We start from the raw sequence: 26497 nt of genomic DNA on the forward strand, positions 1-26497 counted from the left end.
ATTACTCCACAAATAATTTAATCGTCTCAGCCAGGTGCGAACTGACGGTATGGGTAAATCCCGCCGCATCCGTCACGCCAGACTCTTCACTGCCGTCACCCCGCTGAATGATGTAAGGGTGATAAGAGACCGGCTCTCCGGTGTCCTGATTGACTACTTGCAACCTGTCAGTGAAATGCACCGGCATCGGCAGCAACCCGCTAAACGCGGCCCCTCCCCCGCTCTGGCCGATAATCACCGTGCCTGAGCCACCGATCACGACATTGCCATGCCCACCAGTGCTGTCGAGCATCGCGGCATTCAGGCCGTTAATGAAAACGGTGCCGGAGACCGCTCCGGTGATAGGGCTGCCACACGCTCATTTATCGGTCATGCGTGCAGCAGCGAGGCAATCGAAAAACACGTCCGGCGAGCCGGAGACAATCGCGTTGGTGCCGTGACCTGGCAGTGGGCAGGCGGTTGGGTCGGTGACGCGAGCTGCGGGTTTACCACTCAATTCAAAGCTCCTTGCTTAAGGGATGCCGGGGATGGCTGATAGATGTCGATGTCGGTCGCGGCAAAGCGCCAGCGATTGTCGACCGGGTCGAACAGAGCATGACAATGCTCACGGCTTACAGGTGATGTGGCGGTTTGTATGGCACGCCAGGCTTCGTTGGCTTGCCACCTCAACTCGGCAGGCGTTGCATCATCAAGTTCGTTGAGCCAGGCGTTGTAGTTGCGCAGGTGATTGCGCTCGAAAGTCGATTGCAGCAAGTCGCCCATTTCCACGCCAAGGTCCAGATGATGTCTGGAGGTCCAGCGCCCCACTTCGGAGTAGACGTGCCAGCCCATCGGGATCAACGCACCGTTTTTCAACAGAGAATGGCCGGCGAGAGCGACGAAGCCGCAACAGATGTGCAGCATCAGCCAGCCTTGATGAGCGTCGATAATCGCTGTGGGATCAAAGGTTCTCAGCGCTTCCACACGGTATTCGCCGAGGCCGGCGCTGCGCGACATCAACTCAGCGTCGAGCCGCGACACGAAAGCCCGTATAGCCACGCCGCCAGTGCGCTGGGCCATGCAGAGAATTTCGACAACCTGTCGATTCGGGTCGTCAGAAGAGCCGGTAGTTTTCACCAGACCATACAGACGCATGGACGCCTGCAGTCCGCTCATAGCTGGTCACTCATTGACGCAGCGAGGGCTCCACAGGCGCGGAGAAATTTTGCCAGATACATTGCAGGTGTCGTCCGTGAGCGCGCAAAAATGGCGCACAGAATGCCGGACTAGAGCAGTGGCGACAACCGAATCAGCAGTAGATTGCCATCATTGTGCTCAGCCCTCGGCAAATTCGCGCAACACCTTGCCATCCATGCGATACCGCACCCATTCCTCCTGCGGTTGCGCACCGAGCGACTTGTAGAATTCGATGGCCGGGGTGTTCCATTCCAGCACGCTCCATTCGAAGCGGCCGCAGTCGTTGGCGCAGGCGATTTTTGCCAGGTGGCGCAGCAGGGTTTTGCCGGCGCCGCCGCCGCGTTGTTCGGGGGTGATGTAGAGGTCTTCGAGGTACAGGCAATTGCTGCCCAGCCACGTTGAATAACTGAAGAAGAACACCGCGAAGCCGATCGGCAAGCCGTCGCGCAGGCAGATCAGGCCATGGGCGGTGGCGCCTTCGCCGAACAGGCTGCGTTCGATGTCAGCGACGCTGGCGATGACTTCGTGACGGGCCTTCTCGAAATCTGCCAGTTCGGTGATGAAGGTGAGGATTTGCGGCGAATCGCTGGGGGTCGCCGGGCGGATTTCGATCGTCATGGACGGGCCTTGTGTGCAAATTAAAGCGCCATACTAAGGCGCGCAGCGGCGCTCGTCACATGGCAAACATACTGACCTGCCCAATTTGCTGAACACTGTTGCCCTTGTGGGAGCGAGCCTGCTCGCGGAAGCATTCTGTCAGTTGAATCAACGTCTGACTGAAATGACGCTTTCGCGAGCAGGCTCGCTCCCACAGTTGATACCGCACATTCTGAAAGGATGCTTATGACCGTTAACTGTTTTGCGCCGATGGAAGCACTGGCGTCAGCGCTACTCTCACATGCACTGGAACCCTCGGATGACGGCGCCCACGACCTCGCCCACCTGCAACGGGTCTGGCATAACGCCCGCACCCTGCATGCAACCGAAGGCGGCGATCTCGAAGTCTTGCTGGCAGCCGTGCTGCTGCACGACTGCGTAGCGGTCGAAAAAAACTCACCATTGCGCGCGCAGGCTTCGCGTCTGGCAGCGGACAAAGCCTCATCCGTGCTGAAGGAAATGAATTGGCCCAACGAGAAAATCAGCAACGTCGCCCACGCCATCGAAGCCCACAGTTTCTCTGCCAACATCACCCCAATCACGCTCGAAGCGAAAATCGTCCAGGACGCCGATCGCCTCGACTCGCTGGGCATGCTCGGTGTTGCCCGAACCTTCTATGTGGCCGGGCGCATGGGCTCGGCGCTGTACGACCCAGAGGATCCCGAAGCGCTTGAGCGCGAGTACGACGACACGCGTTTTTGCCTCGATCATTTCCAGACCAAACTGCTACATCTGGCCGACGGTTTTCAAACGGTGACCGGTCAGCGCCTGGCGCACATTCGTCATCAACGACTGAAGGGTTTCATGGAGCAGTTCAAGGAAGAGATCGGCATCGTCTGAACAGCAGAGACGTGACCCCGGCGAAGACCGTTCGTCGATCATCGGGCACCAATCCGTCACCAGGGCTGACCAACCCAGTGTAAGGATTCCAATCACTGGAGAAGCCCTATGATCCCGTCAAGGTTGACCGCTTTCGTCTTCAGCGCCCTGCTCTGCCCTGCGGTGTTCGCCGCCTCGTCCACGGCAGCGGGCACTGGCCCTACCGATCCGACCCCGCCACGCGCGCCTGCTATCAACAGTGCCCCCGGAATGAATACCGATGGCTCCGGTGTGCCGCTGATCAATCAGCCACCCGCCACCGGGACCGACCCGCGCACCCAGGGCAGCGATCCGGGGCGTCAGGGCGGCATGAACACGCCTGACTCTCCTGCCACGGCGCCTGACAATGCAGGCCCCGGTGTCGGCTCGAAAACCACCACCGGTGGCTCCGGTTCCGAAGGTGCCGGTCAGTAGTTCGCCGACGCGAGCGCCCTATTCACTCCCATGAAGAGGTAACCATGAACGTCGACAAAGACCTGGAAAAAGAAGTTCTCACCCGCCTGCTGCACGCCCATCCCAACGGCCTGGGCAAGGAGGTGCTGGACAATTACCGGGGCGAGAAAGTCGTGGCCAGCGCCCTCGCCTCGCTGCAGGATCGCGGGCTGATTCACCATGGTCATGTGACCTTGAGCGAAGCGGGCGAACACTCGCTGAACCTGCCGATCAAGCTCAGCGCGGCTGGCGTAGAAGCCGCACAGAAACTCGATCAGCAATAGTTCCGAAGCCGCTCGCTGCAGGCGTAGCGAGCGGTTGAATCTGCACACAGGAGGAGAAATCCCATGCCTCGTGGAAGCAAAGACAAATACACCAGCGAACAGAAGCGCAAAGCCGAGCACATCGAAGACAGCTACGAGAAAAAGGGCGTGTCGAAAGATGAGGCTGAGGCTCGCGCCTGGGCGACGGTCAACAAACAATCCGGCGGCGGCGAGAAGTCCGGTGGCTCGGGGCGCAAGAAGCCCGCCAGTGCCAAGTCGGAAGATCGCAAAGAGTCATCGCGCCGCGCGGTGGCCAGCCGCAAGGGCCATTCACGCAACAGCGAGACTTCGAAGGATACGCAGACTGTCGATAGCCTGATGAAGGAAGCCCGAGCGAAGAATATTCCGGGGCGCTCGTCGATGCGCAAGCAGGAGTTGATTGAGGCGTTGCGCAAGGCGGGCTAGAACGACGCCCACTGTAGGAGCTGCCGAAGGCTGCGATCTTTTGCTTTTCAAGATCAAAAGATCGCAGCCTTCGGCAGCTCCGACAGGAGATTTGTGTAAGACACAGATTCAATGTGGGAGTGAGCCTGCTCGCGATAGCCATTTATCAGCCGCCGCAGGACTCGCGGATAAACGCATCCACCTCCGCCGTACCCGGCGATGTCGCCGGTCCCCAGCGAGTCACCGCCAGTGCCGCTGCCGCATTGGCCCGCCGCGCCGCTTCCGGTGCCTCCAACACCTGCGCCAATCCAGCAACAAACACCCCGGCATGCGCATCACCGGCGCCATTGCTGTCCACTGCTTTGACAGCAAACCCCGGCACTTGTCGACGCTCGCCACGCTGCTGAATCCAGCAACCCTGCGGCCCGTCGCGCACCACCATCAGCACATTTTCCGGCAGCAATTTCGCAAGACGATCCATCGCCGCGCCAATCTCATCAGCCCCGGTAAACCGCAGCGCCTCGACGCTGTTGCTGGTCCACACATCAATGCGCGGCAGCAACGTCTGCATCATTGGCGCATCGGGCGACTCCACCAACGGCCCCGGGTCGAACACCACATTGACCGACGCCGGCAGCGCCAGCGTCCAGTCGAGCAACGCCTGCGCCTTGCCCTCATGCAGCAGACTGTAACCGCTGAGATAAACGTAATCGCCGGGCTCGACAGCCACGCTGTTCAAATCGTCCTCGGTCACCTCACCTTCAGCGCCGATATAGGAAATGAAACTGCGCTCAGCCGAGGCATCGGTCAGCGCCACGCACAGACCGGTATCGCGCTCGGCCGGTTCGCGGATGCCGATGCCGATACCTTCCGCCTGCATCGCTTGGCGCGCCAGGTCACCGAAACGTCCTGTGCCATGGCGACCGAGATAGACCACCGGCAGGCCGTTGCGCACCGCAGCGGCCATCACGTTGAAACCGCCGCCGGCTTCGAAACCCGCCGACTGCGCCAGCACATCGCCGCCAACCTGCGGCAGTTTATCCACGGCCATGACCAGGTCGATGATGACCTGGCCGGTGTGCAACATCTTAGGCATGAGCATTCTCGGGTTGCGCGGCGCGGCGATCTTTCGCACCGCCAAGTACCAGGTAAATGCCACCGGCGACGACGAACGTCACGATCCAGCCGAGGCCGTTGTGGCCCAGCCAAGAGTCGGACAGAAAGCCCTTGAACCAGACATTTTCTGCCGTGGTGCCGATGGTGGTGAAACTGAAACCAAGGACAATGGCGATCGCCCAGGCGCCAAACGCGCGCCACTCGATGCCGCCGCGATACCAATAGGCGCTGCTCGGGCTGACGTCGAGCAGGTCTTTGGGGCTGTAGTAGTGACGGTGAATCAGATCGACCACGAAGATCCCGACCCAGGCAGTGATCGGCACTGCCAGCAGGGAAATGAAGGTAATGAACGGGCCGTAGAAACTGTCGGCGATCAGCATGAAGTAGATCGAGCCGGCGAAGATCGCGACGATATCCACCACTACCGCGTAGACGCGTTTGACCTTCAGGCCCAGGGTCAGCGTGGTCAGGCCGGCGGAGTACACCGACAGGTTGTTCGACAGCAGCAGGCCACCGAACGCGGTGATCAGGTACGGCACGGCCATCCACGTCGGCAACATGTCGCGGATCGCCACGATCGGGTCAGTCGCCGACGCCAGGTCATTGTTGCCCACCGACAACAAGCCGCCGAGGGTGATCAGCAGTACCAGCGGAATCCCTGCGCCGAACGCCGCCGACGCCACCAGGCGCACAGCCTTGACGCTGCGATGCTGATAGCGCGACATATCCGCACCGGCGTTGGCCCAACCGATACCAGTGCCGGCGGCCATGGTGCCGATGCCGATGATCATTGCGCTCAGCGGTGCTGGCGTGGCGTTGAACACCGCACTCCAGTCGATGGTCGCGCAGAGGAAACCACCGACGAGAATGTTCAGCGCACCGAACACGTACGTCGCCCACTTCTGGATCACCAGCAAAGTCGCGTGGCCGAGGCCGGACACTGACAAGGTCAGCAGGACGAAGATGGCGATAAAGATCAGCGTCAGTACCGGCGCACTTTTCGCCTCGACCGGCGAGCCGAACAGGATCGAACACAGCGACAGCAGCACGAACGCCGCGGTGGTGGTGTTGACGGTTTCCCAACCCAGACGCGACATCAGCGAGACCAGCGTCGGGCCGATGTTGCCGCGCACGCCGAAAATTGCCCGGGAGAGCGTCAGGCTCGGCGCGCGGCCACGACGCCCGGCAATCGAAATGATCCCGACCACGGCAAACGAACCGGCGGCACCAAGAATCGCGACGATGATCGCCTGCCAGATCGCCAGCCCGCGAAACGCCACCAGCGTGGCGCCCAGCGGCAGGCCGAGGATGGAAATATTCGCCGCAAACCAGACCCAGAACAGTTGCAGCGGATGACCGTTGCACTCCGCCTCCGGCACCGGCTCGATGCCCCGGGTTTCCAATTGCCCGACGCTTTGCCCGGCGGTTGATGAACTCATGAAGATGCTCCTGTTTGCCTTTTTTGTGGTTGTGGCAATGATGCAAAACGACAAGACAACCGGCCTTCCGAGGCCTGTCTGTGCGATCCATTGCTGTGTGAATTCTTTAGAAATGCGCCGCCCCTTTCGCGAGCAGGCTCGCTCCCACAAGGAAATGCATTCCAATTGTGGGAGCGAGCCTGCTCGCGAAGAGGCCAGCCAGTCAACGCAAGGCCAACAGCCCCTGCACCAAAGGTTCAAGCTCCAGCTGATTAACAGTTTTCACCGTCTCGATCATCTGCTCCGGCCAGCATTCAAGCCCCAGGCAAGCCCCGAGCATGGCGCCGAGAATCGCCGCGATGGTATCCGTGTCGCCGCCTAGGCTGGCAGCCATGCATAACGCTTCGAATGCCGTCATTTCACCGATGGCCACTTGCTGGGCCAGGGCGAATGAAACCACCACCGACTCCTGCGAAGCCACCGATGTGCCGATTACGTCGTAGAGCAGATCCGCCAGCAGCGCCTTGTCGCTGTCGACACTGATGCTGCGCGCCCAGCTGATGCGCGAGGCGATGCGCCCGCCGGCCACCCAATGCCCGTGCGCTTCGGCTTGCTGAGCGATCTGCTGGCCAAGGTTCAGCGCCTCGCCGAGATCGACGTCATTGATGCCAGCGGAGACCACCGCCGCCACCGCCGCCGCACTGGAAATCCCCAGCGTGGTGTTATGCGTCACTTGGCAAGCCTGCACGACCGCCGCGATGAAGCGCTGCGGATCGGCCACGTTCGCGGCAATGCCCACCGGGGTGATGCGCATCGCTGCGCCGTTGGTGGTGCCGTAGCGCCCGGCTTCTTCCGGGGAATGCCCGGCGAGGATCATTTCAATGGCGCGTTTGGTCGACGGGCCAAGCAAGTCCTGCGAGCCTTTGGCCTGCATCTCGGCTTCCCATTCGATCAAGCGTTGGGCGAGGACCGCCGGCTCGATGCGGCCGTGACCTTCGACCAACAACTCGCCGACCAGAATCGCCTGTTCGGTGTCATCAGTGATCGAGCCTTTGGGCATGTTCGCGGCGATCGGTTGCAGTGGGCCAGCGTCTTGCAGATCAGTGATCTGGCCGAAGCGCGCCTTGATCGTTTCACGATCAAGCGACTGCGTCGGCATGCCCAGCGCGTCACCCAGGGCCAGACCATAGAAAGCGCCAAGCGCACGGTTGAGCGCGGTCATTTCGATTCTCCGAATTGCAGGTGCAGACGAAAGTGCACCGGGTCGAGCAGGCTTTCGACCTGCTCCATGAAACGGTTCTGCCGGTCGTAGGTGGTGCGCAGGGCTTTGAGAAACACCGTGCCGACCGGACGGCCGAGCAGCTCGGCGTCTTCGGCATTCAGCGGCTCGGCGCCGATCCACTGATCGCCGCGCTCGCCGATATAGCCGTAGGCGGCCAGGGTGATGGTCAGGGAATTGTCGATCAAACCGACGCGAGGCAGGCTTTCCAGGCCGCCGTTGGCCGGCATCAAGGATCGTTCGAGAGACACCAGCGTACCGTCGGTGGCGCGCCGGCGACGGTCGAGGGTGATGAATTGATCGGTGCCGAAACGCACCAGCAGATCCGGGCGAGTCACCGCCTCGAGACGCAACACTTCGGTATTGATCAGCGCCCCGCTGTCGGCCAACGCCTGCGCCCAGCCGCTGCGCTGATCCAGCGCGACGCCGTCGAAAGTGACGATGGAACCGACACCGCTCTGCGTGGCGATGTAATTACGCCGCTTCAGTTCGGCCAGCGCCTCACGCAAGGTGCCACGGCTGACCTGGAATTCCTGAGCCAACTGATGTTCGCCGGGCAACAGAAAGCCGTCCTCCATGAGGCCGCTTTCGATGCGTCGGACGAGCTCGTCGACCACCCTTTGTTTCTTGTCGAATCGTACCTGTCTAATCATGTACAAATTGATAACCGAAACGGTGCGTGGCGGGCAACAAAAATTTGAGGGAGGTGACCGATGGGAAGAGCAAAATCAAAAGCCCCTCACCCTAGCCCTCTCCCGGAGGGAGAGGGAACTGATTGGGGAGTGCTCAGGAAATGCGCCGAACTGATGTTGCTTTAGCGAATCCACAATCGACCCGATATTTCAGGTCGATGTAGAACGCAGACACCTCGGTCGGCCCCCTCTCCCTCCGGGGAGAGAGAGGGAACTGATTGGGGAGTGCTCAGGAAATGCGCCGAACTGATGTTGCTTTAGAGAATCCACAATCGACCCGATATTTCAGGTCGATGTAGAACGCAAGACACTTCGGTCGGCCCCCTCTCCCTCCGGGGAGAGAGAGGGAACTGATTGGGGAGTGCTCAGGAAATGCGCAGAACTGGTGTTGCTTTAGCGAACCCACAATCGACCCGATCTTTCAGGTCGATGTAGAACGCAAGACACCTCGGTCGGCCCCCTCTCCCTCCGGGGAGAGAGAGGGAACTGATTGGGGAGTGCTCAGGAAATGCGCCGAACTGATGTTGCTTTAGCGAACCCACAATCGACCCGATCTTTCAGGTCGATGTAGAACGCAAGACACCTCGGTCGGCCCCCTCTCCCTTTGGGAGAGGGCTGGGGTGAGGGGTAGCTTTTGACGTTAGCGCTGTTTCAAGCGGTCGATGACCACGGCCAGCAACAGAATCGAACCACGAATCACATACTGATAAAACGTATCGATGTTCTTCAGGTTCATCGCGTTTTCGATGATCGCCAGAATCAACACCCCGGCAATTACATGACGAATCATGCCGATGCCGCCACTCAACGAAACCCCGCCCAGCACGCAAGCCGAGATCACCGTCAGTTCAAAACCCTGACCAATCATCGGCTGCCCGGAAGTCATCCGCGAGGCCAGAATCACACCCGCCAGCGCACCGATCAAACCATGCACGGCGAAGATGATGATCTTGGTCCGGTCAACGTTGACACCCGCCAGCAGCGCCGCTTCCTGGTTGCCACCGATGGCCATGGTGTTGCGCCCGTAGGTGGTGTAGTTCAGCAGCCAGCCGAAGAACAGGAAGCAGACAATGGTGATCAGGATCGGCACCGGCACACCGAAAAGCTGGCCGTTACCGAAGACGAAGAACGATTCCTGCGAAACACCGACCGCTTTGCCGTTGGCAAAGATATAGGCCAGACCGCGCACGATCTGCATGGTCGCCAGCGTCGTGATCAAGGCATTGACGCGCAACTTGGCAATCACGATGCCGTTGATCAGACCAACGATCAGGCCCATCACCAGTGCTGCGCTGACCCCGAGAAACACGCTGTTGGTGTCACGCATCACCACCGCCGCGACCACGCCGGCACAGGCGATCACTGAGCCGACCGAGAGGTCGAAGTGCCCGGACGCCAGGCAATAAAGCATGGTGCACGCAGCGATGCCGGTGGTGGAAATCGCCAGACCCAGACCGCGCATGTTCAGCGGCGAGAGGAAGTTGTCGATCAGCAAGGTGCAGGCGACAAAGATGCCGATCGCCGCCAGCAGCATGACCCAGTCATCGAGGAAGCGCCGCAGGTCCAGCGGTTTGCGCTCGGTCGGCAGGGTTTCGTTTTGCGTAGTCATCATAGTCACCTCTCAGTTCGCCACGCCGTCAGCGCGGTGGCGTGGCAAAGCCAGTTGCAGCAGGTTGGATTCATTGGCCTGGTCGCGGCTGACTTCGCCGCGCAGGGCGCCTTCGCACAGCACCAGGATGCGGTCGGAAATGCCCATCACTTCCATCAGATCGCTGGACACCACGATCACCGAAATACCGTCGGCGGCGAGGTTATGAATGATCTGGTAGATCTCGGCCTTGGCGCCGATATCGATGCCACGGGTCGGTTCGTCGAGCAGCAGGACTTTCATCGGCATCGACAGCCAGCGACCGAGAATGGCCTTTTGCTGATTGCCGCCGGAAAGGAACTTGATCTGCTGGCCGGCGTGCGGGGTTTTTACTTTCAGGGCCTTGATCTGCTTGTCGGCGTTGCCCTTTTCCCACAGACCGCGGATCAGGCAGCCGAGCCCGGAATGCGCACCACGGGCACTGATGTTGATGTTCTCGGCGACACTGGCCAGGGGGATGATGCCTTCCTTCTTGCGGTCTTCAGGACAGAGCAGAATGCCGGCGGCAATCGCGTCACGCGGCGAGCGCAGCTTCAGCTCATGGCCGCGCAATTCGAGACGGCCGGCGGTGTTGCGTTCCAGGCCGCTGAGCAGGCGAAACAGCTCGGTGCGCCCTGCTCCGACCAGGCCGAACAGGCCAAGGATTTCGCCCTTGTGCGCTTCGAAACTGATCGGCTCGCGCAGACCCGGGCCGAGCAGGCCGTCGACTTTCAACGCCACGGCGCCACGCGGGCGATGGCGGTAATCGTAGATGTCCTGAATATCGCGGCCGACCATGCAGGTCACCAGTTGATCGTGAGTCAACTGGCTCATGTCGTCGAAGGTACGCACGTAGCGGCCGTCCTTGAACACGGTGACGGCGTCGCAAATGCGGAAGACTTCTTCCATGCGATGGGAAACGTAGAGCACCACTTTGCCCTCGTCGCGCAGACGACCGATGATCGCCATCAAGCGATCGATCTCGCGTGCCGATAGGCTGCTGGTCGGTTCGTCGAAAGCGATAACGTGAGCGCCGCGCGACAGCGCCTTGGCGATCTCCACCAACTGCCGCTGACCCAGCGACAAGCGTCCGACCTTGGTTTGCGGATCGATTTCGTCGGCCAGGCCTTTCAGGCAATTCAAGGCTTTCTGCCGCAGTTCACTGCGATTGATCAGGCCGAAACTGGCCGGCAGATGGCCAAGAAACAGGTTCTCGGCCACGGTCATTTCCGGGACCAGATGCAGTTCCTGGTGAATCACCGCCACGCCGCTGCCAATGCTGTCAGCGGTGGACTTGAACGCCATCGCCTGCTCGCCGATCTGCAGCTCGCCGCTGCTCGGAATGTAAGCGCCACCGAGGATCTTCAGCAGGGTCGATTTGCCCGCGCCGTTCTCGCCCATCAAGGCATGAACCTGGCCGGGGTGGGCGACGAAGCTGATGCCGTCGAGCGCTTTCACGCCGGGAAAGGTCTTGCCGATCCCGTTGAAGCGCAGGCTGCCGCTGGCGCCGTGTTGTTCTTGTGTCTGTACTTGCGCGTGCATAAAGCCACCTCTTCACACCGAAAAACGGCCCGGCTGCCCGGGCCGTCGCTGCCTCAGTTCCACAAGCCGATTTTTTCCAGCTCTTGCTTGAAGTTTTCGCGGGTGATCAGGGTGACGTCATCCATGGCGGTGTACTTCGGCGGCTCTTTGCCGGCGGTGATCCACTCGTACATCATCTCGGCGGTTTTGTAGCCTTCGATGTGCGGGCTTGGCAGCATCGAACCGAAGAAGCCGCTGTTAGGCTTTTTCAATTCGCCGATGGCGTCGGTGCCGTTGATGCCGATGCCGATCACGTTGCTCGCGGCAAACCCGGCCGCTTCGGTGGCGCGCACGCCGCCGAGCACGGTGTTGTCGTTCATGCCGCCGATGATCAGGTTTTTCGCCGCCCTCGGCAGTTTCACCAGCGCCGAGTTAGTGGCGTCCATGCTGCCCGGTACGTCGAGGGTTTTCAGCGCGGCGAAGAGGATGTGGTCCTCCGGCATGCCGGCCTTCTTCAGGGCATCGACCGAACCGTCGGTGCGCTTCTTGCCGGTGTCGAGTTCGTTGTAGGTGTTGACCACCGCGTAGGTGTCTTTCCAGTCCCAGTTGCGCTTCTTCGCTTCGGCGGCCATGGCGGCGCCCTGCTTCTGGCCGACTTCAAACGCGGCCATGCCCAGGTACGGCACGTCTTCCATGAACTTGCCGTTGGCATCGACAAAACGGTCGTCGACGGCAATCACTTTCAGATCGTTGATCTTGGCTTTGGCCATGATCGCCGGGCCGAGGGACACGTCCGGCGGGCAGATCACAAAACCCTTGGCGCCGTTGGCGGCCAGACTATCGATGGCCGAGAGGGTCTTCTCGCCATCCGGTACGGCAATCTTGATCAGTTCAAAGCCTTTGTCCTTGGCGGCTTTTTCGGCAAAAGCCCATTCGGTCTGGAACCACGGTTCTTCGGCCTGCTTGACCAGAAAACCGATCTTCACCGCGTCGGCGGCGAGCAGCGCACTGCTCAGGCTGAACGCAGTGACCGCCAGGGCAGTGCTGCACAGGGTACGAATCCCGAAACGACGTTTCATCAGATGACTCCTTGTTATTTTTTTTGAGCAAGGTTTGAAAAGCGTTGAAGCGTGTTCTCAGTGAAGCTGTTTGAAAATAGTCATATCGTATGATGATTGGATTTCAAGCGTAGTTCAGCGCTGGAAATCCGTTTTATTCAGTCGTGGTACATCACCGAGCGACCACCATCGATGGTGATGCACGAAGCATTGATAAACGGTGCCTCATCGCTGGCCAGAAACACTGCGGTCATTGCCACTTCGATCGGCTGGCCGATGCGCTTGGGCGGATGCAGGTCGAAGGCGCGCTGCCGTTCGGCGTGTGGGTCGGCAAAGCCGTTCCAGTAATCGACGTTCAGCTGCGTTTCGATGTAGCCCGGCGCGATGGCGTTGACGCGAATGCCCTTGGCCGCGTATTCGATGCCGAGTGCACGGGTCAGGCCGAGCAAGCCGTGCTTGGCTACCGGGTACGGAAAGCAGCCGGGAATGATGTGGCTGGAATGAGTCGAGGCGATGTTGATGATGCTGCCCACGCCCTGCTCGATCATCTGCGGCAGCACCGCTTTGCAGCCGTACCAGGCGCCGTCCAGATCAATGGCGAAGCAGCGGCGCCAGTCCTCTTCGGTCATCTGCAAAGGATCGCGGAACACATTGACCCCGGCACAGTTGACCAACACATCGATGCGGCCATGCAATTCCACGGCGCGTCGGGCCAGGGCATGCAGATCCTGCTGATTCGATACGTCGACCTTGAGCGCCTGTACGTCATGGCCCTGATCGCGCCAGTGAGCGGCGACCTGCTCGACCTTGTCGGCCTGGATATCGCTGATGAGTAATCTAGCTTGCTGCGAGGCGAACGCGGCAACGATGGCTTCGCCGATGCCCTGAGCGGCCCCGGTCAGCAGCACGACCTTGTTTTTCAGGCGCTCGCCTTTCGGCGGCGCCGGCATTTGCGGCAATGTCAGCGCTTCAGCCATGGCTCAGGCCTCCTGCACGCAGGCGCAAAAAACCGGGCATCGGTCGATGTCCGGTTCTGACGGCTGGGGAAAACAAACAGGCAAGCGTCGCCGCCGGCATCAAGCCGTGACGAAAGGCGGATCCCGCTTGCGCGGGCGACAAGAATTCGCTGCATCACTTCACCTGTTTTGTTCTTTTTAAGTGTGAGTGCGTGTTACTGCTGGAGCCGACTATAAACCCGACCGCCAAATAATCTCAATATATAATTTTGCATCCCATATTTTGGGATTTAACCAGCAAAACGCGTACAGAGTTTTCCTGCAACATCAACGCGCATGCTCAGCACCGCACCGTCCAGAGGATGATTCAGCGGGCTCTTGGCACTGGTGATGAACAGGGTTTTCAGGTCTTCACCACCGAACACACAACTGGTCGGGCGACTGACAGGCAAATCGATTTTACGATCGACCTGCCCGTCCGGCGTCAGGCGCAACAGACAACTGCCGTCCCAACGCGCGTTCCACACGTAGCCTTCGGTGTCCATCGCGGAGCCATCGGGACCGCCGTATTGATCGGACGAGTAAAACACCTGCGGCGCATCAAGACTGCCGTCGGTGCGGATGAAATATCGATTGAGCGTGCTGTCGAGGCTTTCACCAAACAACAGCGTGGTGCCGTCGTCACTCCACAGCAGGGTGTTGGGAATGCCCAGACCGAGCAGCAGCGGTGTCACGCGCTGATCGGGATCGATACGGAACAGGCCTCCGGAACGGCGTACGAGCGGCAGATCCTCGCCGTACTCACCAATGTTGTTCTGCATGGTGCCCAACCACAACCGGCCCAAGGCATCGCAACGGGCTTCGTTGGGGCGGTTGCCCGGTTGCGGGTCGGCGACGCAGAACAACGTCAAGCGTGGCTCGAGGCCGGGCGAATCGAGATCCAGCCGATAGACACCGCTGCTGAGCGTGACCAACGCATCGCCGCTGGCGCAAGGAATGAAGGCGGAGATGTGCTCGGGCATCTGCCAGATCTGCACGTTCTGACCGATCAGGCGCAACGCTTGTTTACCGGCGATATCGACCCAGTACAACGCTTGGGTCGGCGCATCCCAGAACGGGCCTTCGCCGAGTTGCGCGCGGTGTTGGGTCAGGGCGGTGAACGGCATATCAAGTCCTTCTGAGTTGTTGTTTTACTGTGGGAGCGAGCTTGCTCGCGAAGGCGGAGTGTCAGTCAATGATGATTTATCTGACCTGACGCATTCGCGAGCAAGCTCGCTCCCACAGGATGTCTCGACATTTTCAGCTAGCTTTTTTACTGGCCATGACTTTCGGGTAAAAGCGTTTTATCGCCAGGTCGGCGTTGTCGATCAAGGTCATGCACGCCCACACGCCACGGGTCGAATCGCGCGCGGCGATGGCATCGGCCATGTCTTTATGGATCGGCAAGGTGCGGCGCAGTTCATCGGGGTCGGCGGCGGAGACTTCGAATGACACCGCCAGCAACGCGCCGAGGGCCGGGACCATTTGTTCGATGAACTGATTATGGCTGGCGGCCAGGATGCATTCGTGGAAAGCCTGGTCGGCACGGTTGTAATCGATGCCACTGTCAACGGCACGTTCCAGTGCGTTGAAAGCCAATTGCACCGCTTCGATCTGCTCCGGCGTTGCGCGCTCACAGGCCCAGCGCACCGCCATCGGCTCGATGGTGCGGCGCAAATCCAGCAGGTCATCGACGAAGTTTTCCGGCAAGCCGTTGCGCGATAGCCAACCGACCACTTGCGGATCGAACAGATTCCAGCGCCGGACCGGCAACACTCGCGTGCCGACTTTCGGCCCGACTTCGAGCATGCCTTTGGCGACGAGGGTTTTGATGGCTTCGCGAATCACCGTGCGGCTGACACCAAGCTGCTCGCCCAGATCCGCCTCGACCTTGATGGTCTGCCCCGGCTTGACCTGACCGGCAGCAATCCAGCTGCCCAGCCAGTCAACGGTCGACGCATGAAAGCTGCTGGACATGAACACCTCAAGGCGAATCGCGATGGGTGCCTACGCTAATCATCATACGATTAACAGTCAATCGGATTTTTTCAGCTTGCACAAACCATTGTGGGAGCGAGCCTGCTCGCGAAAGCGCCGTGTCAGTCAACATTGCTGGCGACTGATACAGCGCGTTCGCGAGCAGGCTCGCTCCCACATTTTGATGTTGAGTCAGGGCTCCAGGCCGATGCGAAAGAATTCGCCGCCACTCCACACGCCCAACCAGCGCTGACCATCGATCTCGCGGCTCACCGCCAGTTCCACCAACTGGTAAAACACATTGCGGTGAATCAGCGCTTCAAGGTTGCTGCGCACATGCACATAGGGCGCAGGCTCCTGGGTCTCAGGATCGATCTCCACGCGGATGGGATGTTCAGCCCCCGCCTCGATGGTCTCCTCGACGTTGCTGGTAAAGCGCAAAACCTGCGCCTCGCCCTCGCCTTGCACTTCCACGGCAACCGCCACGAACGGCGCGTCATCGACCTTGATGCCGACCTTCTCGACCGGAGTGATCAGGAAATAATCATCGCCGTCGCGGCGGATGATGGTGGAGAACAGTTTGACCATTGGCTTGCGCCCGATCGGCGTGCCCAGGTAGTACCAGGTGCCGTCGCGGGCGATGCGCATGTCGATGTCGCCGCAGAAATCCGGGTTCCACAAATGCACCGGTGGCAGGCCTTTGGTCTTGGGGATCTGCCCCAGCAGGTCATTGGCTGTTTGCGGGTCACTCATGGCGTACTCCTTGATTACTGGTCGCCGATCCCCAGCAGGCTGCGTGCGTATTGCGCCAGTGGCGGACCGATGAGGTCTTCGGGTTTGGAGTCATGGAACGTCAGTAAACCGCCACGACTCTTGATCCGTGCAGTATCAATCAAATACTGGGTGCTGGTCTCGATCAACATGATCTGAATCACGCCGCCATCGATACCGAGGCGATCCACGGCTTCTTGATCCAGCCACTCGTCAGAGTTGCCGATGCGGTCGTCAGCCTTGGCGAAACGTGTGTACAGCAGATAATGCGCGCCGGCATCACGGGCTTCGCCCATGGCCTGGTCGAGGCCTTCCGGCGCACGGGCGCGGCGGACCATCGGGAAATATTCGACAAAGCCCTTGAAGGCTTCTTCGGCGACCACGTTTGGCCGTGGATAAGAACCACCTGGCGGTGCGAACGCGCCCTGGGCGATGAAGATGAACGAGTCCGGCTGGATGCGGAGGTTGTTCACCCGGCGGCTGTCGCTGTGGTCCAGAAGCCCCGCATCGCTCATGTGATAGCGAGTGCCTTCGGCCATATCGCTGACATTCATGCAGCCGCCAAGCGCCAAAACGGCCAGCAGCAAAACCAGGCTACGCATCCTATTCCTCCAGAAGCCGGTGTCGGAAAACCGGCGAATGGCCGTTGGATGCAGCTTTTGCGCCAGCTCGGCAAATTCAGTAAAAGGCTTTCCCCTGTGGGAGCGAGCCTGCTCGCGAAAGCGGCCGATCAGCCGCCAATAATCTTCATGACAGTAGCGCCGCCAGAGAACGCCACCTCCTGCTTGTCACCCAACGCCTTGACCAGCAAACGTTGCAGCGCTGGCAATGCCTGATGGCGCGGCTTGTCGAGCAGATCGCCGACATAGTGGCGGTTGCTCGACGACAGGCAGCCATGCAGCCAACCGGTCGATGACAGGCGCAAACGCGAGCAGGTGCGGCAGAACGGCACGCTTTCGTTGGCGATCACCCCGAAATTGCCGCGACCGGGAATCGCATAGCGCACGGCAGTGGCGTCCACCGGTGCGTCGGTCTGGGCGTATTCATAACGTTCGCCGATCAGGCCGAGCAACTGCTCAAGGCTGACGAACTGCTGCAGGAAGGCATTGGAATCCTTAGCCAGGTGGCCCATGCGCATCAGCTCGATGAAACGCAGTTCGAAGCCGCGCTCCAGACAGTAATCAAGCAGCGGCATGACCTGATCGAGGTTCTGCCCGCGCAACGGCACCATGTTGACCTTGATCTTCATCCCGGCGGCGGCAGCCTGATCCATGCCATCGAGCACGCTGGCCAGATCACCTCCACGGGCGATGCTGCGAAACGCAGCGGCATCAAGAGTATCAAGGGAAACGTTGATTCGACGCAGACCGGCGTCGACCAGCAGCGGCAGTTTTTTCGCGAGGAGTTGACCGTTGGTGGTCAGGCTGATGTCGTCGAGGCCCATCTGGCCGACGGCAGTCATGAACGATTCGAGTTTGGGGGTGACCAGTGGCTCGCCGCCGGTGATGCGCAGGCGCTCGATGCCGGCGGCTTCGATCAGGTATTCGACGCCGCGTGCCATGGCTTCGGCCGACAGTTCATCCTGCGCAGCGACCAACCGCTTGCCGTTGGGCACGCAGTAGGTACAGGCGTAATTGCAGGCAGAGGTCAGGCTGATGCGCAGATTGCGAAAACGCCTGCCTTGACGGTCAACGATCATGAAACACTCCGGCGAAAGAAAATCGAGCGAGCAAAACTTGACTGAGAAATCAGGTTTTAGCAAGCCCTATGCCTGAGTATATTCCTGCGCTATTGCGCCATGTTGTGAAAACACGGCGCAATCAGCCCGCTGAATGACTTATGTGCTCGGGGTTTCCGGGTCGCGCTTGCGCTTGTTGCCCATGCGCACGCCGATGTCCATCAGGAACTGGAAGAAGCCTTCCTGATCTTCCAGCACATTGCTCCAGAACGGCGAGTGATACAGCGCCACCGCGCCGTGCACCAACGCCCAGGATGCGCAGTAGTGGAAGTACGGCGGCACGTCTTCGAGCTTGCCTTCGCTGATGCGACCCTTGATCAGCAGCGTCAGGCGTTCGAAGTTCGAGGCACGGATCTTGTGCAGCTCCTCGACCATCTCCGGCACCTGATTGCCCTTGACCACTTTCTCTTCGAGGCGGTCGAACAGGCGATAGCGCTGCGGGTCGCGCATGCGGAATTCGAAGTAGGCGCGCGACAGAGCTTCCTTGTCCTTGTCGACATCCGCCGAATGCAGCAGCTCGTTCAGATCGCGCTCGTAGTCGAGCATCAGGCGCAAGTAGATCTCCGCCTTGGATTTGAAGTGCTTGTAGATCGTGCCTTTGCCGATACCCACGGCATCAGCAATCATCTCGACGGTGACACTGTCTTCACCCTGGTCGAGGAACAGCTTGAGCGCGGTATCGAGAATTTCCTGCTCGCGGCGACGAAATTCACGGACCTTACGAGGTTCTTTATGCATAAGAAAAAGGTCTGAAGGGTCAAAATTCGAAGCCGCGTATTATGCCTAACTTGCGCAAAAAAGCACGGTTCATCGACCAAATCTGTGTTTCTTGTTCATTTCGAGAACGATTCAGGTGCAATGAGAACTCAACTGAAGCAAACGTATTCCAAATTTGTTTAAAAACCCCGACCGGCTCACTGGACTGCACGCCAGACTGATCAATACTTGAACTGTCGGGCGACATCTCCCCCAAGTGTCGCGCCGGTAAAGGTACCAACGGACCGCGTGCCTTTGTTTTACTCCTAATGGTCTTAACCCGGATTCACCCCCCAGAACCCGGGTTTTTTTTGCCTGCGATTTGGCCTGCCGTCACAGCGCAGATTTAACACTCGCCAGCGGGAACAGACGCTTGAAGTTCTCTGTGGTCTGCTCGGCAAAGCGCTCGTAGTTCTCACCACGCAGCATCGCCAGAAACTCCGCGACTTCGCGCACGTACTGGGGCAGGTTCGGCTTGCCGCGATACGGGATCGGCGCCAGGTACGGCGAGTCGGTTTCCACCAGCAGGCGATCGGCCGGCACTTTGCTCGCCACGTCACGCAAGGCATCGGCGTTGCGGAACGTGACGATTCCCGACAGGGAAATGTAATAGCCCATGTCCAGTGCCGCCTTGGCCATGTCCCAGTCTTCGGTGAAGCAATGCAACACGCCCGCCTGGGGCAGCGCCGCTTCGCGCAGCAGTTCGAGGGTGTCGGCACGGGCGCCACGGGTGTGGATGATCACCGGTTTGCCGGTCTGCTGCGCCGCTTGCAGGTGCAGGCGAAACGACTCTTGCTGCAACTCGGCGGCTTCCGGCTCGTAGTGATAGTCGAGACCGGTTTCGCCGATCGCCACCACTTTCGGATGATTGAGTTCGTGCAGCAGCCAGTCCAGTGCTGGCGCCGCGCCCGGTTGTACATCGAGCGGATGCACGCCGACCGAACAATCGACATCGGCATACCGCTCGGCGAGAGCTTTGACGTCGGCGGCGTTGTCGGCGCTGACGCCGATGCACAGAAAGTGTCCGACCCCACGCTCGCGGGCCGCAGCGAGTGCGGCATCCAGTGAGCCGTCATGGGCGGCGAGGTCGAGACGATCAAGGTGACAATGGGAATCTACGAGCATAAAAAGGACTGCAACTTACATCGTATGAGTGGGACGGTCGGATTTCAGCGCTCCGGCCAGATGAGTTTCGATGCGACTGCGCGCAGTGTCGTCGCCGTCATTGAACTGCACGCCGACACCGGCGGCGCGATTGCCTTGTGCACCTTTGGGGGTGATCCAGGCGACTTTGCCGGCGACGGGAATTTTTTCCGCTTCATCCATCAGGTGCAACAGCATGAACACCTCGTCGCCCAACCGGTAGCTTTTGTTGGTCGGGATGAACAGGCCACCATTCTTGATGAACGGCATGTAGGCGGCGTAAAGGACCGACTTGTCCTTGATGGTCAGGGACAAGATGCCGTTACGCGGCCCCGGGCTGACAGGTTCAATCATGTTCACCTCCACTGCTGATCTTCAGAGTCTAGGTACACATTCTTATCTTTGACCAGGCAATCCCACCCATTGCACCAACAATGCTTCCAGCAACAGGGCCGGATTGAGGTTGGCCTTGCTCAACACTTTCTGCCGTTGGGCGAGAATCCAGTCCTGAATATCCAGCACTTTGCCCTGCGCGCTTTTCTGCGCCAGGTACTGCACGACCTTGCGCATATCTGCCAGGCCGAGGCCGGTTTCGTCCTGAGTCAGTTGATAGCGCAGGATCAGGCTCGACCAGTCGCAGAACCAGTCGAACAGACGCAACATCGGAATGCTTTTCCACTCTTCCGCCAGTTGCGTCGGCGATTGCTGGCCCTTGAGCAACTTCTTCACGCCTTCGACAACTTGCGCGCGCTGTTCACGCACACCTTGCGATTGCAGGCTGACGGCCATCAGCGGCGACCCGGCGGCCAGCGTCAGCAGTTCGACGCGTTCTTCTTCCGAGCAATCCGGCAGCGCCTGGGCCAGCCATTGCAGGCTCATCGCCTCGCCCGGCAGCGGGCAGGCCTGCTGCACGCAACGGCTCTTGATGGTTGGCAACAAACGGCTCGGCTGGTGGCTGACCAACAGCAGCACCGTATCGCCGGACGGCTCTTCAAGGCTTTTGAGCAAGGCGTTGGCAGCGTTGATGTTCATCGACTCGACCGGCTCGATCAACACTACTTTGCGCCCGCCGAGCTGCGCGGTCTGCACGACGAAACTGACCAGATCACGAACCTGATCGACCTTGATCGCCTTGTCCGCCTCTTCCGGTTCGAGAATGTAATTGTCCGGATGGCTGCCGGCCCTGAGCAGGAGGCAGGATTTGCACTCGCCACACGCCTCGGGCGTCGGGCGCTGACACAGCAGACTGGCCATCAAACGCTCGGCGAGCGCACGCTTGCCGATCCCGGCCGGACCGTGCAGCAGATACGCGTGGGCATGCTGACTGCGTCCGGCCAGTTGCTGCCAGAGGCTGTCCTGCCATGGATAGGCCTCAGCCACGGGCCAGCTCCAGCAAATTCGGCAGCAAGGTGTCCAGCGATTGCTGGACCTTGGCCAATGGCTGACCGGCATCGATGCGCACGTAACGCGACGGGTCGGCTTCGGCGCGCTTCAGGAACGCATTGCGCACGTTCTCGAAAAACGCCCGGCCTTCGAGTTCGAAACGGTCCAGTCGGCCACGGGCACTGGCGCGGGCCAGACCGATCTCTACGGGCAGATCGAAAATAAGTGTCAAATCGGGCCGCAAGTCGCCCTGCACGAAAGTTTCCAGGGTGGCGATGCGCTCAAGCGACAAACCGCGACCGCCGCCCTGGTAGGCGTATGTCGAGTCGGTGAAACGATCGCACAGCACCACAGCGCCACGGGCCAGCGCCGGGCGAATCACCTCTGCCAGATGCTGGGCGCGGGCGGCGAACACCAGCAGCAGCTCGGCGTCCGGATGCATCACTTCGTCGGCCGGGGTCAGCAATACGTCACGAATCCGCTCGGCCAGCGGCGTACCGCCAGGCTCACGGGTGAGCAGCACTTCGATACCGGCGGCGCGCAGGCGCTCGGCGAGGTATTCGCGGTTGGTGCTCTTGCCCGCGCCTTCCGGGCCTTCCAGGGTAATAAACAAGCCAGTCACAGGCAGTCCTTCATCAAAGTCATTGCGCGTTCTGTGGTGCAGCGGCGTTCGGTTCCGGGGCTGGCGCAGGTTCTTGCGGCGGCACTTGCGGCAGCGCCTCGGGCGCGGTGTTCGGCGATGCCGCCGGAATCGCCTCATCGGTGGCCGGCGCGGTTACTGGTGCCGGGCTGGAACGGTAATCGGCGCGGCGCTTGAGCTGGTATTCGCGCACCGCGTTGTTGTGCGCATCCAGATCATCGGAGAACACATGGCTGCCATCGCCACGGGCGACGAAATACAGGCTGCTGCCTTCCACCGGGTTGAGCGCAGCATGAATCGCTTCGCGCCCGACCATCGCAATCGGCGTCGGTGGCAAACCGGGAATCACATAGGTGTTATAGGGTGTCGGTTCTTTCAGATGCGCGCGGGTCAGCTTGCCGGTGTAACGATCGCCGAGGCCATAGATCACTGTCGGATCGGTCTGCAACTGCATGCCCAGCGCCATGCGCCGTACGAACACTCCGGCAATCTGCCCGCGCTCCTGCGGAACGCCAGTCTCTTTCTCGACCAGCGAGGCCATGATCAGCGCTTGATAAGGTTCGCTGTAAGGCACATCGGCAGATCGCTGCGCCCACTCTTTGGCAAGCACTTCGTCGAGGCGGTCAAAGGCCTTCTTCAGCAGCTCGGCATCGGACATGCCGCGCACGAACCGATAGGTGTCCGGGAAGAACCGGCCTTCAGGGAACAAGCCCTTGTGGCCAATCTTGGCCATGACGTCGCCGTCGCTCAGACCGTTGAGGGTCTGCTCGAGCTTGTCGTCCTTGGCCAGGGCGGCGCGCACTTGATGGAAAGTCCAGCCTTCGACCAGGGTCAGGCTGTACTGAACCACGTCGCCGCGCTTCCACGAATCGATCAGACCGTTGACGGTCATGCCCGGCTGCATGCGGTACTCGCCGCTGTGAATCGGCGTGCCAGCAAGATTGAAGCGCCAGTAGACGCGCAGCCAGAACGCGTCCTTGATGACGCCATCGGTTTCGAGTTCAAGGAAGGTACGGGTCGGTGTAGAGCCTTTCGGCACATCCAGCATTTGTTCCTGCGGGATGTTCAGGGGCTGTTCCAGCGCCGAATGAATCTTCCAGGCGCTGGCGCCCAACAGCAGCCCTGCCAGAACCAGTCCGGTTTCCAGCAGCAGCAGAAATTTACGTCTCACGAATCAAGCATCCAGTAGCGCGCGGGCAATGGTTTGCAGTTTACGGGTGAGCGGGCCAACCGGCCAGCTCAGTGCAGCACAGGCGCGTACCGGCCAGACGCCATAAACGCTGTTGCAGACAAACACTTCATCAGCCCATTGCAGCTGTTCGAGGCTGATATCGGCGATTTGCGTGGGGATGGCCAGTGACTCGGCCTGAAACAATATTTCCGCGCGCATCACCCCAGCGACGCCGCAGCGCTTCAAGTCGGGCGTGATCAAGCCACCGTCGCGCACCAGGAAAATATTGCTGAACACGCCCTCAACGACGCGCCCGGCCTGATCAAGCATCAAGCCTTCGGCATGCTCGCTGTCCTGCCATTCGGCGCGGGCGAGTACCTGCTCCAGTCGATTCAGATGTTTGAGCCCGGCCAACAACGGCTGCGTAGATAAACGCGTGTTGCAGGGAAACAGGCGGATGCCGTGCTCGGCATGGGCAGCAGGATAAGCCGCCGGCGGATTGCCTTGCAGAATGCGTCGGCCCTGCGCCGCAGGATCGGGCGCATAACCGCGCAAGCCGTCGCCACGCGTGAGGATGAGCTTGAGCACGCCCTCGCCCATCGCAGCGGCATAGCTGAGCAGCTCATGGCGAACCAGCTCGAGATCGGTCGCAATGGCCAGACGCGCGCAGCCATCAGCCAGACGCGTCAGGTGTCGATCCAGCAGGACCGGCTGTCCACTGCGCACGGCAATGGTCTCGAACAGACCATCGCCGTAAGCCAGGCCGCGATCTTTCAGCGACAGCGCGTCAGCCGGTTGACCGTCGACCCAGCTGTCCATCAGCCTGCGAACCGGCGGAACGCCAGCGTGCCGTTGGTGCCGCCAAAACCGAAGGAGTTGGACAGCACGACATCGATGTCCATGTTACGCGCGGTGTGCGCGACGAAATCGAGATCGCAGCCGTCGTCCGGCTCATCAAGGTTGATGGTCGGCGGCGCCACTTGGCTGTTGATCGCCAGCACACTGAAGATCGCTTCGACCGCGCCCGCCGCACCCAAGAGGTGGCCAGTCATCGACTTGGTCGAGCTGACGGCCAGTTTGTAGGCGTGATCGCCGAACACCGACTTGATCGCATTGGCTTCGGCAAGGTCGCCGGCCGGGGTCGAGGTGCCGTGGGCGTTGATGTACTGCACCTGGTCGACGTTGATTTTCGCATCGCGCAGGGCATTGGTGATGCAGCGCGCGGCACCGGCACCATCGGCGGGTGGCGAGGTCATGTGGAACGCATCGCCACTGGTGCCGAAACCGATCAGCTCGGCGTAGATCGTCGCGCCACGGGCCTTGGCGTGTTCGAGCTCTTCGAGGACCAGCGCACCGGCGCCGTCGGACAGGACAAATCCGTCACGCCCCTTGTCCCACGGACGGCTGGCGCGGGTCGGCTCGTCGTTGCGGGTCGACAGCGCACGGGACGCGCCGAAGCCGCCCATGCCCAGACCGCAGGCAGCCATTTCCGCACCGCCGGCAATCATCACGTCGGCTTCGTCGTACATGATGTTGCGCGCCGCCATGCCGATGCAGTGCGTACCGGTGGTGCACGCGGTGGCGATGGCGTAGTTGGGTCCCTGTGCGCCCAGATGGATCGACAGGAAACCGGAAATCATATTGATGATCGAGCCAGGCACAAAGAACGGCGAGATCCGCCGTGGGCCGGTCTCGTGCAGGGTGCGGCTGGTCTCTTCGATGTTGGTCAGACCGCCGATACCCGAACCCATGGCCACGCCAATGCGTTCACGGTTGGCATCAGTGACTTCCAGACCGGCGTTGCGCACGGCTTGAAAGCCTGCGGCGAGGCCGTACTGAATGAACAGGTCGAGCTTGCGCGCTTCCTTGACCGACAGGTATTCCTCGACATTGAAGCCTTTGACCGAACCGCCAAAGCGGGTCGAATAGGCAGAAAGGTCGGTGTGTTCGATCAGACCAATGCCACTGCGGCCAGCCAGAATGCCCTGCCAACTGCTCGGCACATCCGTGCCCAGTGGCGACAACATACCCATACCGGTGACTACGACGCGTCTACGCGACACAGCACTCTCCTTTTTCAAATGACGACTTTGCATCAGGCCTAAAGAAAAAACCGCACGCCATGATGGCAGTGCGGTTTTTCCATGACAGCAAGCAACGATTACAAACTGTTACGCCTGGTGGCTGGTAACGTAGTCGATTGCAGCTTGTACAGTAGTGATCTTTTCAGCTTCTTCGTCAGGGATTTCGGTCTCGAATTCCTCTTCCAGAGCCATCACCAGCTCAACGGTGTCAAGGGAGTCGGCACCCAGGTCTTCTACGAAGGAAGCGGTGTTGACCACTTCTTCTTCCTTAACACCCAGTTGCTCGGCAACGATTTTCTTGACGCGCTCTTCGATGGTGCTCATACCTTGTTTTCACTCCTAATGGACAAATTCAGGCAGCTGGCCAGTGGGTAAGTGTATAGAAAGCCTTTTCAGTTTTTCAACTGAAAGCTTCACTCCTCAAACCCTGCGACCCTCTGCCTATAAATAGATTGCAGCTTTATAACGGATTTTAGACAGCTCGTATGACATTTTTTTGAAACGATCCGTCACATTTTACTTACATGTACATCCCACCGTTCACCGGGATTGTAGCCCCGGTAACGTATGCCGCACCGTCGGATGCAAGAAAAGCGACCACGGACGCGATCTCTTGAGCTTGCCCCAGACGACCCAGCGGAATCTGCGTCTGCAAGGCTTCACGCTGTGCTTCAGGCAGCTCGCGGGTCATATCGGTGTCGATGAACCCAGGGGTTACCGAGTTGACCGTAATCGAACGCGAACCGACTTCACGCGCCATCGCCCGACTGAAACCTTCCAGACCGGCCTTGGCGGCTGCATAGTTTACTTGGCCGGCGTTGCCCATGGCACCCACCACCGAGCCAATACTGATAATTCGACCCCAGCGCGCCTTGGTCATGCCACGCAAAACGCCCTTGGACAGGCGATACAGACTGTTCAGATTGGTATCGATCACGTCGTACCATTCGTCGTCTTTCATGCGCATCATCAGGTTATCGCGGGTGATACCGGCATTATTGACCAGAATCGCCACCGGCGCACCGAACTGCTCCTGAATGCCTGCCAGCACGGCACTGACCGATTCGTCGCTGGTGACATTGAGCTCGAAACCGGCGCCCTGGATACCGTTTTCCTTCAGGGTCGCGGCAATGCGCTCGGCGCCCGACGCGGAGGTCGCGGTGCCAATCACGATGGCGCCCTGACGACCCAGTTCCAGCGCGATGGCCTGGCCGATGCCGCGGCTTGCACCGGTAACCAGTGCAACTTTACCTTGCAGACTCATGCAAGTTTCTCCT

The 26497-nt window shown here is 60.1% G+C and carries 29 protein-coding genes and 1 pseudogene; 4 read left to right on the forward strand and 26 right to left on the reverse strand.

The annotated features are described in order from the left end of the window. Position 1 precedes the first annotated feature (1 nt). From PspCFBP13508_RS05090 to PspCFBP13508_RS05100, 3 genes and pseudogenes are all read right to left on the reverse strand, one after another. Positions 2 to 496 (reverse strand): annotated as a pseudogene (locus PspCFBP13508_RS05090) (PAAR domain-containing protein). Further along, positions 493 to 1155, reverse strand: coding sequence for a hypothetical protein (locus tag PspCFBP13508_RS05095; protein WP_137213878.1), 663 nt, complete (start codon positions 1153 to 1155; stop codon positions 493 to 495). Before PspCFBP13508_RS05095 ends, PspCFBP13508_RS05090 begins: the two are co-directional and overlap by 4 nt. Positions 1156 to 1314: 159 nt before the next feature. Then, the gene (locus PspCFBP13508_RS05100; RefSeq protein WP_137213880.1) at positions 1315 to 1794 is read right to left on the reverse strand and encodes a GNAT family N-acetyltransferase; all 480 of its coding nucleotides are present in this window, start codon (positions 1792 to 1794) and stop codon (positions 1315 to 1317) included. A gap of 225 nt (positions 1795 to 2019) precedes the next feature. Between PspCFBP13508_RS05100 and PspCFBP13508_RS05105 the strand changes: the two genes are divergently transcribed. The 4 genes from PspCFBP13508_RS05105 (at position 2020) to PspCFBP13508_RS05120 (ending at position 3872) form a co-directional block, all read left to right on the forward strand. Continuing rightward, positions 2020 to 2673 carry an HD domain-containing protein gene (locus PspCFBP13508_RS05105; protein ID WP_137213881.1) on the forward strand — a complete coding sequence of 218 codons (654 nt, stop codon included), beginning with the start codon at positions 2020 to 2022 and terminating at the stop codon, positions 2671 to 2673. A 108-nt stretch (positions 2674 to 2781) separates the two neighbouring features. Continuing rightward, entirely contained in the window at positions 2782 to 3126 is a 345-nt protein-coding gene (locus tag PspCFBP13508_RS05110; protein WP_125917286.1) for a hypothetical protein, read from the forward strand. Positions 3127 to 3170: 44 nt separating this feature from the next. Further along, positions 3171 to 3428 (forward strand): hypothetical protein, encoded by a 258-nt coding sequence (locus PspCFBP13508_RS05115; RefSeq protein WP_130911805.1) that lies wholly within the window; start codon positions 3171 to 3173, stop codon positions 3426 to 3428. A gap of 63 nt (positions 3429 to 3491) precedes the next feature. Further along, positions 3492 to 3872 carry a Rho termination factor N-terminal domain-containing protein gene (locus PspCFBP13508_RS05120; RefSeq protein WP_024013908.1) on the forward strand — a complete coding sequence of 127 codons (381 nt, stop codon included), beginning with the start codon at positions 3492 to 3494 and terminating at the stop codon, positions 3870 to 3872. A 145-nt stretch (positions 3873 to 4017) separates the two neighbouring features. Here PspCFBP13508_RS05120 and PspCFBP13508_RS05125 read toward each other — a convergent pair whose 3' ends face one another. The 23 genes from PspCFBP13508_RS05125 to fabG all read right to left on the reverse strand — a co-directional run bounded on the left by PspCFBP13508_RS05125 (position 4018) and on the right by fabG (position 26484). Beyond that, positions 4018 to 4947, reverse strand: a complete 930-nt coding sequence (locus PspCFBP13508_RS05125) for a PfkB family carbohydrate kinase (protein WP_137213882.1) — start codon at positions 4945 to 4947, stop codon at positions 4018 to 4020. Continuing rightward, complete coding sequence (locus PspCFBP13508_RS05130) at positions 4940 to 6406, reverse strand: cytosine permease (RefSeq protein WP_110601689.1); 1467 nt, start codon at positions 6404 to 6406, stop codon at positions 4940 to 4942. The genes PspCFBP13508_RS05125 and PspCFBP13508_RS05130 overlap by 8 nt, the downstream gene beginning before the upstream one ends. Positions 6407 to 6608: 202 nt before the next feature. After that, on the reverse strand, positions 6609 to 7607 hold the full coding sequence (locus PspCFBP13508_RS05135) for an ADP-ribosylglycohydrolase family protein (RefSeq protein ID WP_137213883.1): 999 nt from the start codon (positions 7605 to 7607) through the stop codon (positions 6609 to 6611). Next, the gene (locus tag PspCFBP13508_RS05140; RefSeq protein WP_016770970.1) at positions 7604 to 8317 is read right to left on the reverse strand and encodes a GntR family transcriptional regulator; all 714 of its coding nucleotides are present in this window, start codon (positions 8315 to 8317) and stop codon (positions 7604 to 7606) included. The genes PspCFBP13508_RS05135 and PspCFBP13508_RS05140 overlap by 4 nt, the downstream gene beginning before the upstream one ends. Positions 8318 to 8996: 679 nt before the next feature. Continuing rightward, on the reverse strand, positions 8997 to 9965 hold the full coding sequence (gene araH, locus PspCFBP13508_RS05145; protein WP_038861078.1) for an L-arabinose ABC transporter permease AraH: 969 nt from the start codon (positions 9963 to 9965) through the stop codon (positions 8997 to 8999). Between the two features lie 12 nt (positions 9966 to 9977). Continuing rightward, positions 9978 to 11525 carry an L-arabinose ABC transporter ATP-binding protein AraG gene (gene araG / locus PspCFBP13508_RS05150; RefSeq protein ID WP_041479431.1) on the reverse strand — a complete coding sequence of 516 codons (1548 nt, stop codon included), beginning with the start codon at positions 11523 to 11525 and terminating at the stop codon, positions 9978 to 9980. Between the two features lie 53 nt (positions 11526 to 11578). Continuing rightward, on the reverse strand, positions 11579 to 12583 hold the full coding sequence (locus tag PspCFBP13508_RS05155) for a substrate-binding domain-containing protein (protein ID WP_137213884.1): 1005 nt from the start codon (positions 12581 to 12583) through the stop codon (positions 11579 to 11581). 137 nt (positions 12584 to 12720) lie between these two features. Further along, positions 12721 to 13539, reverse strand: coding sequence for an SDR family oxidoreductase (locus tag PspCFBP13508_RS05160; RefSeq protein WP_130911809.1), 819 nt, complete (start codon positions 13537 to 13539; stop codon positions 12721 to 12723). Positions 13540 to 13808: 269 nt separating this feature from the next. Beyond that, positions 13809 to 14684: an SMP-30/gluconolactonase/LRE family protein gene (locus tag PspCFBP13508_RS05165; protein ID WP_137213885.1), complete on the reverse strand. Its 876-nt coding sequence runs from the start codon at positions 14682 to 14684 to the stop codon at positions 13809 to 13811. 133 nt (positions 14685 to 14817) lie between these two features. Continuing rightward, positions 14818 to 15534 carry a FadR/GntR family transcriptional regulator gene (locus PspCFBP13508_RS05170; protein WP_130888455.1) on the reverse strand — a complete coding sequence of 239 codons (717 nt, stop codon included), beginning with the start codon at positions 15532 to 15534 and terminating at the stop codon, positions 14818 to 14820. 192 nt (positions 15535 to 15726) lie between these two features. Continuing rightward, the gene (locus PspCFBP13508_RS05175) at positions 15727 to 16287 is read right to left on the reverse strand and encodes a DUF1285 domain-containing protein (protein WP_016770978.1); all 561 of its coding nucleotides are present in this window, start codon (positions 16285 to 16287) and stop codon (positions 15727 to 15729) included. 14 nt (positions 16288 to 16301) lie between these two features. After that, positions 16302 to 16907 (reverse strand): DUF4823 domain-containing protein, encoded by a 606-nt coding sequence (locus tag PspCFBP13508_RS05180; RefSeq protein ID WP_016770979.1) that lies wholly within the window; start codon positions 16905 to 16907, stop codon positions 16302 to 16304. A gap of 128 nt (positions 16908 to 17035) precedes the next feature. After that, on the reverse strand, positions 17036 to 18004 hold the full coding sequence (locus PspCFBP13508_RS05185) for a radical SAM protein (RefSeq protein WP_137213886.1): 969 nt from the start codon (positions 18002 to 18004) through the stop codon (positions 17036 to 17038). 138 nt (positions 18005 to 18142) lie between these two features. Continuing rightward, positions 18143 to 18781, reverse strand: coding sequence for a TetR/AcrR family transcriptional regulator (locus PspCFBP13508_RS05190; protein ID WP_016770981.1), 639 nt, complete (start codon positions 18779 to 18781; stop codon positions 18143 to 18145). Between the two features lie 351 nt (positions 18782 to 19132). Next, positions 19133 to 19924 (reverse strand): TatD family hydrolase, encoded by a 792-nt coding sequence (locus PspCFBP13508_RS05195; protein WP_116658525.1) that lies wholly within the window; start codon positions 19922 to 19924, stop codon positions 19133 to 19135. Positions 19925 to 19939: 15 nt separating this feature from the next. Further along, on the reverse strand, positions 19940 to 20296 hold the full coding sequence (locus PspCFBP13508_RS05200; RefSeq protein ID WP_016770983.1) for a PilZ domain-containing protein: 357 nt from the start codon (positions 20294 to 20296) through the stop codon (positions 19940 to 19942). Positions 20297 to 20338: 42 nt separating this feature from the next. Further along, entirely contained in the window at positions 20339 to 21322 is a 984-nt protein-coding gene (locus tag PspCFBP13508_RS05205; RefSeq protein ID WP_137213887.1) for a DNA polymerase III subunit delta', read from the reverse strand. Then, positions 21315 to 21947 (reverse strand): dTMP kinase, encoded by a 633-nt coding sequence (gene tmk, locus PspCFBP13508_RS05210; RefSeq protein WP_016770985.1) that lies wholly within the window; start codon positions 21945 to 21947, stop codon positions 21315 to 21317. Before tmk ends, PspCFBP13508_RS05205 begins: the two co-directional genes overlap by 8 nt. A gap of 19 nt (positions 21948 to 21966) precedes the next feature. After that, complete coding sequence (gene mltG, locus PspCFBP13508_RS05215; RefSeq protein ID WP_137213888.1) at positions 21967 to 23136, reverse strand: endolytic transglycosylase MltG; 1170 nt, start codon at positions 23134 to 23136, stop codon at positions 21967 to 21969. Between the two features lie 3 nt (positions 23137 to 23139). Next, complete coding sequence (gene pabC / locus PspCFBP13508_RS05220) at positions 23140 to 23955, reverse strand: aminodeoxychorismate lyase (protein WP_125917279.1); 816 nt, start codon at positions 23953 to 23955, stop codon at positions 23140 to 23142. Next, complete coding sequence (gene fabF / locus PspCFBP13508_RS05225; protein WP_137213889.1) at positions 23955 to 25199, reverse strand: beta-ketoacyl-ACP synthase II; 1245 nt, start codon at positions 25197 to 25199, stop codon at positions 23955 to 23957. The genes pabC and fabF overlap by 1 nt, the downstream gene beginning before the upstream one ends. Before the next feature lie 108 nt (positions 25200 to 25307). Then, the gene (gene acpP, locus PspCFBP13508_RS05230) at positions 25308 to 25544 is read right to left on the reverse strand and encodes an acyl carrier protein (RefSeq protein ID WP_003175607.1); all 237 of its coding nucleotides are present in this window, start codon (positions 25542 to 25544) and stop codon (positions 25308 to 25310) included. A gap of 196 nt (positions 25545 to 25740) precedes the next feature. After that, complete coding sequence (gene fabG, locus PspCFBP13508_RS05235) at positions 25741 to 26484, reverse strand: 3-oxoacyl-ACP reductase FabG (RefSeq protein ID WP_034155354.1); 744 nt, start codon at positions 26482 to 26484, stop codon at positions 25741 to 25743. Positions 26485 to 26497: the final 13 nt, after the last annotated feature.

The organism is Pseudomonas sp. CFBP13508 (assembly GCF_005233515.1).
GTDB lineage: Bacteria > Pseudomonadota > Gammaproteobacteria > Pseudomonadales > Pseudomonadaceae > Aquipseudomonas > Aquipseudomonas mercuritolerans.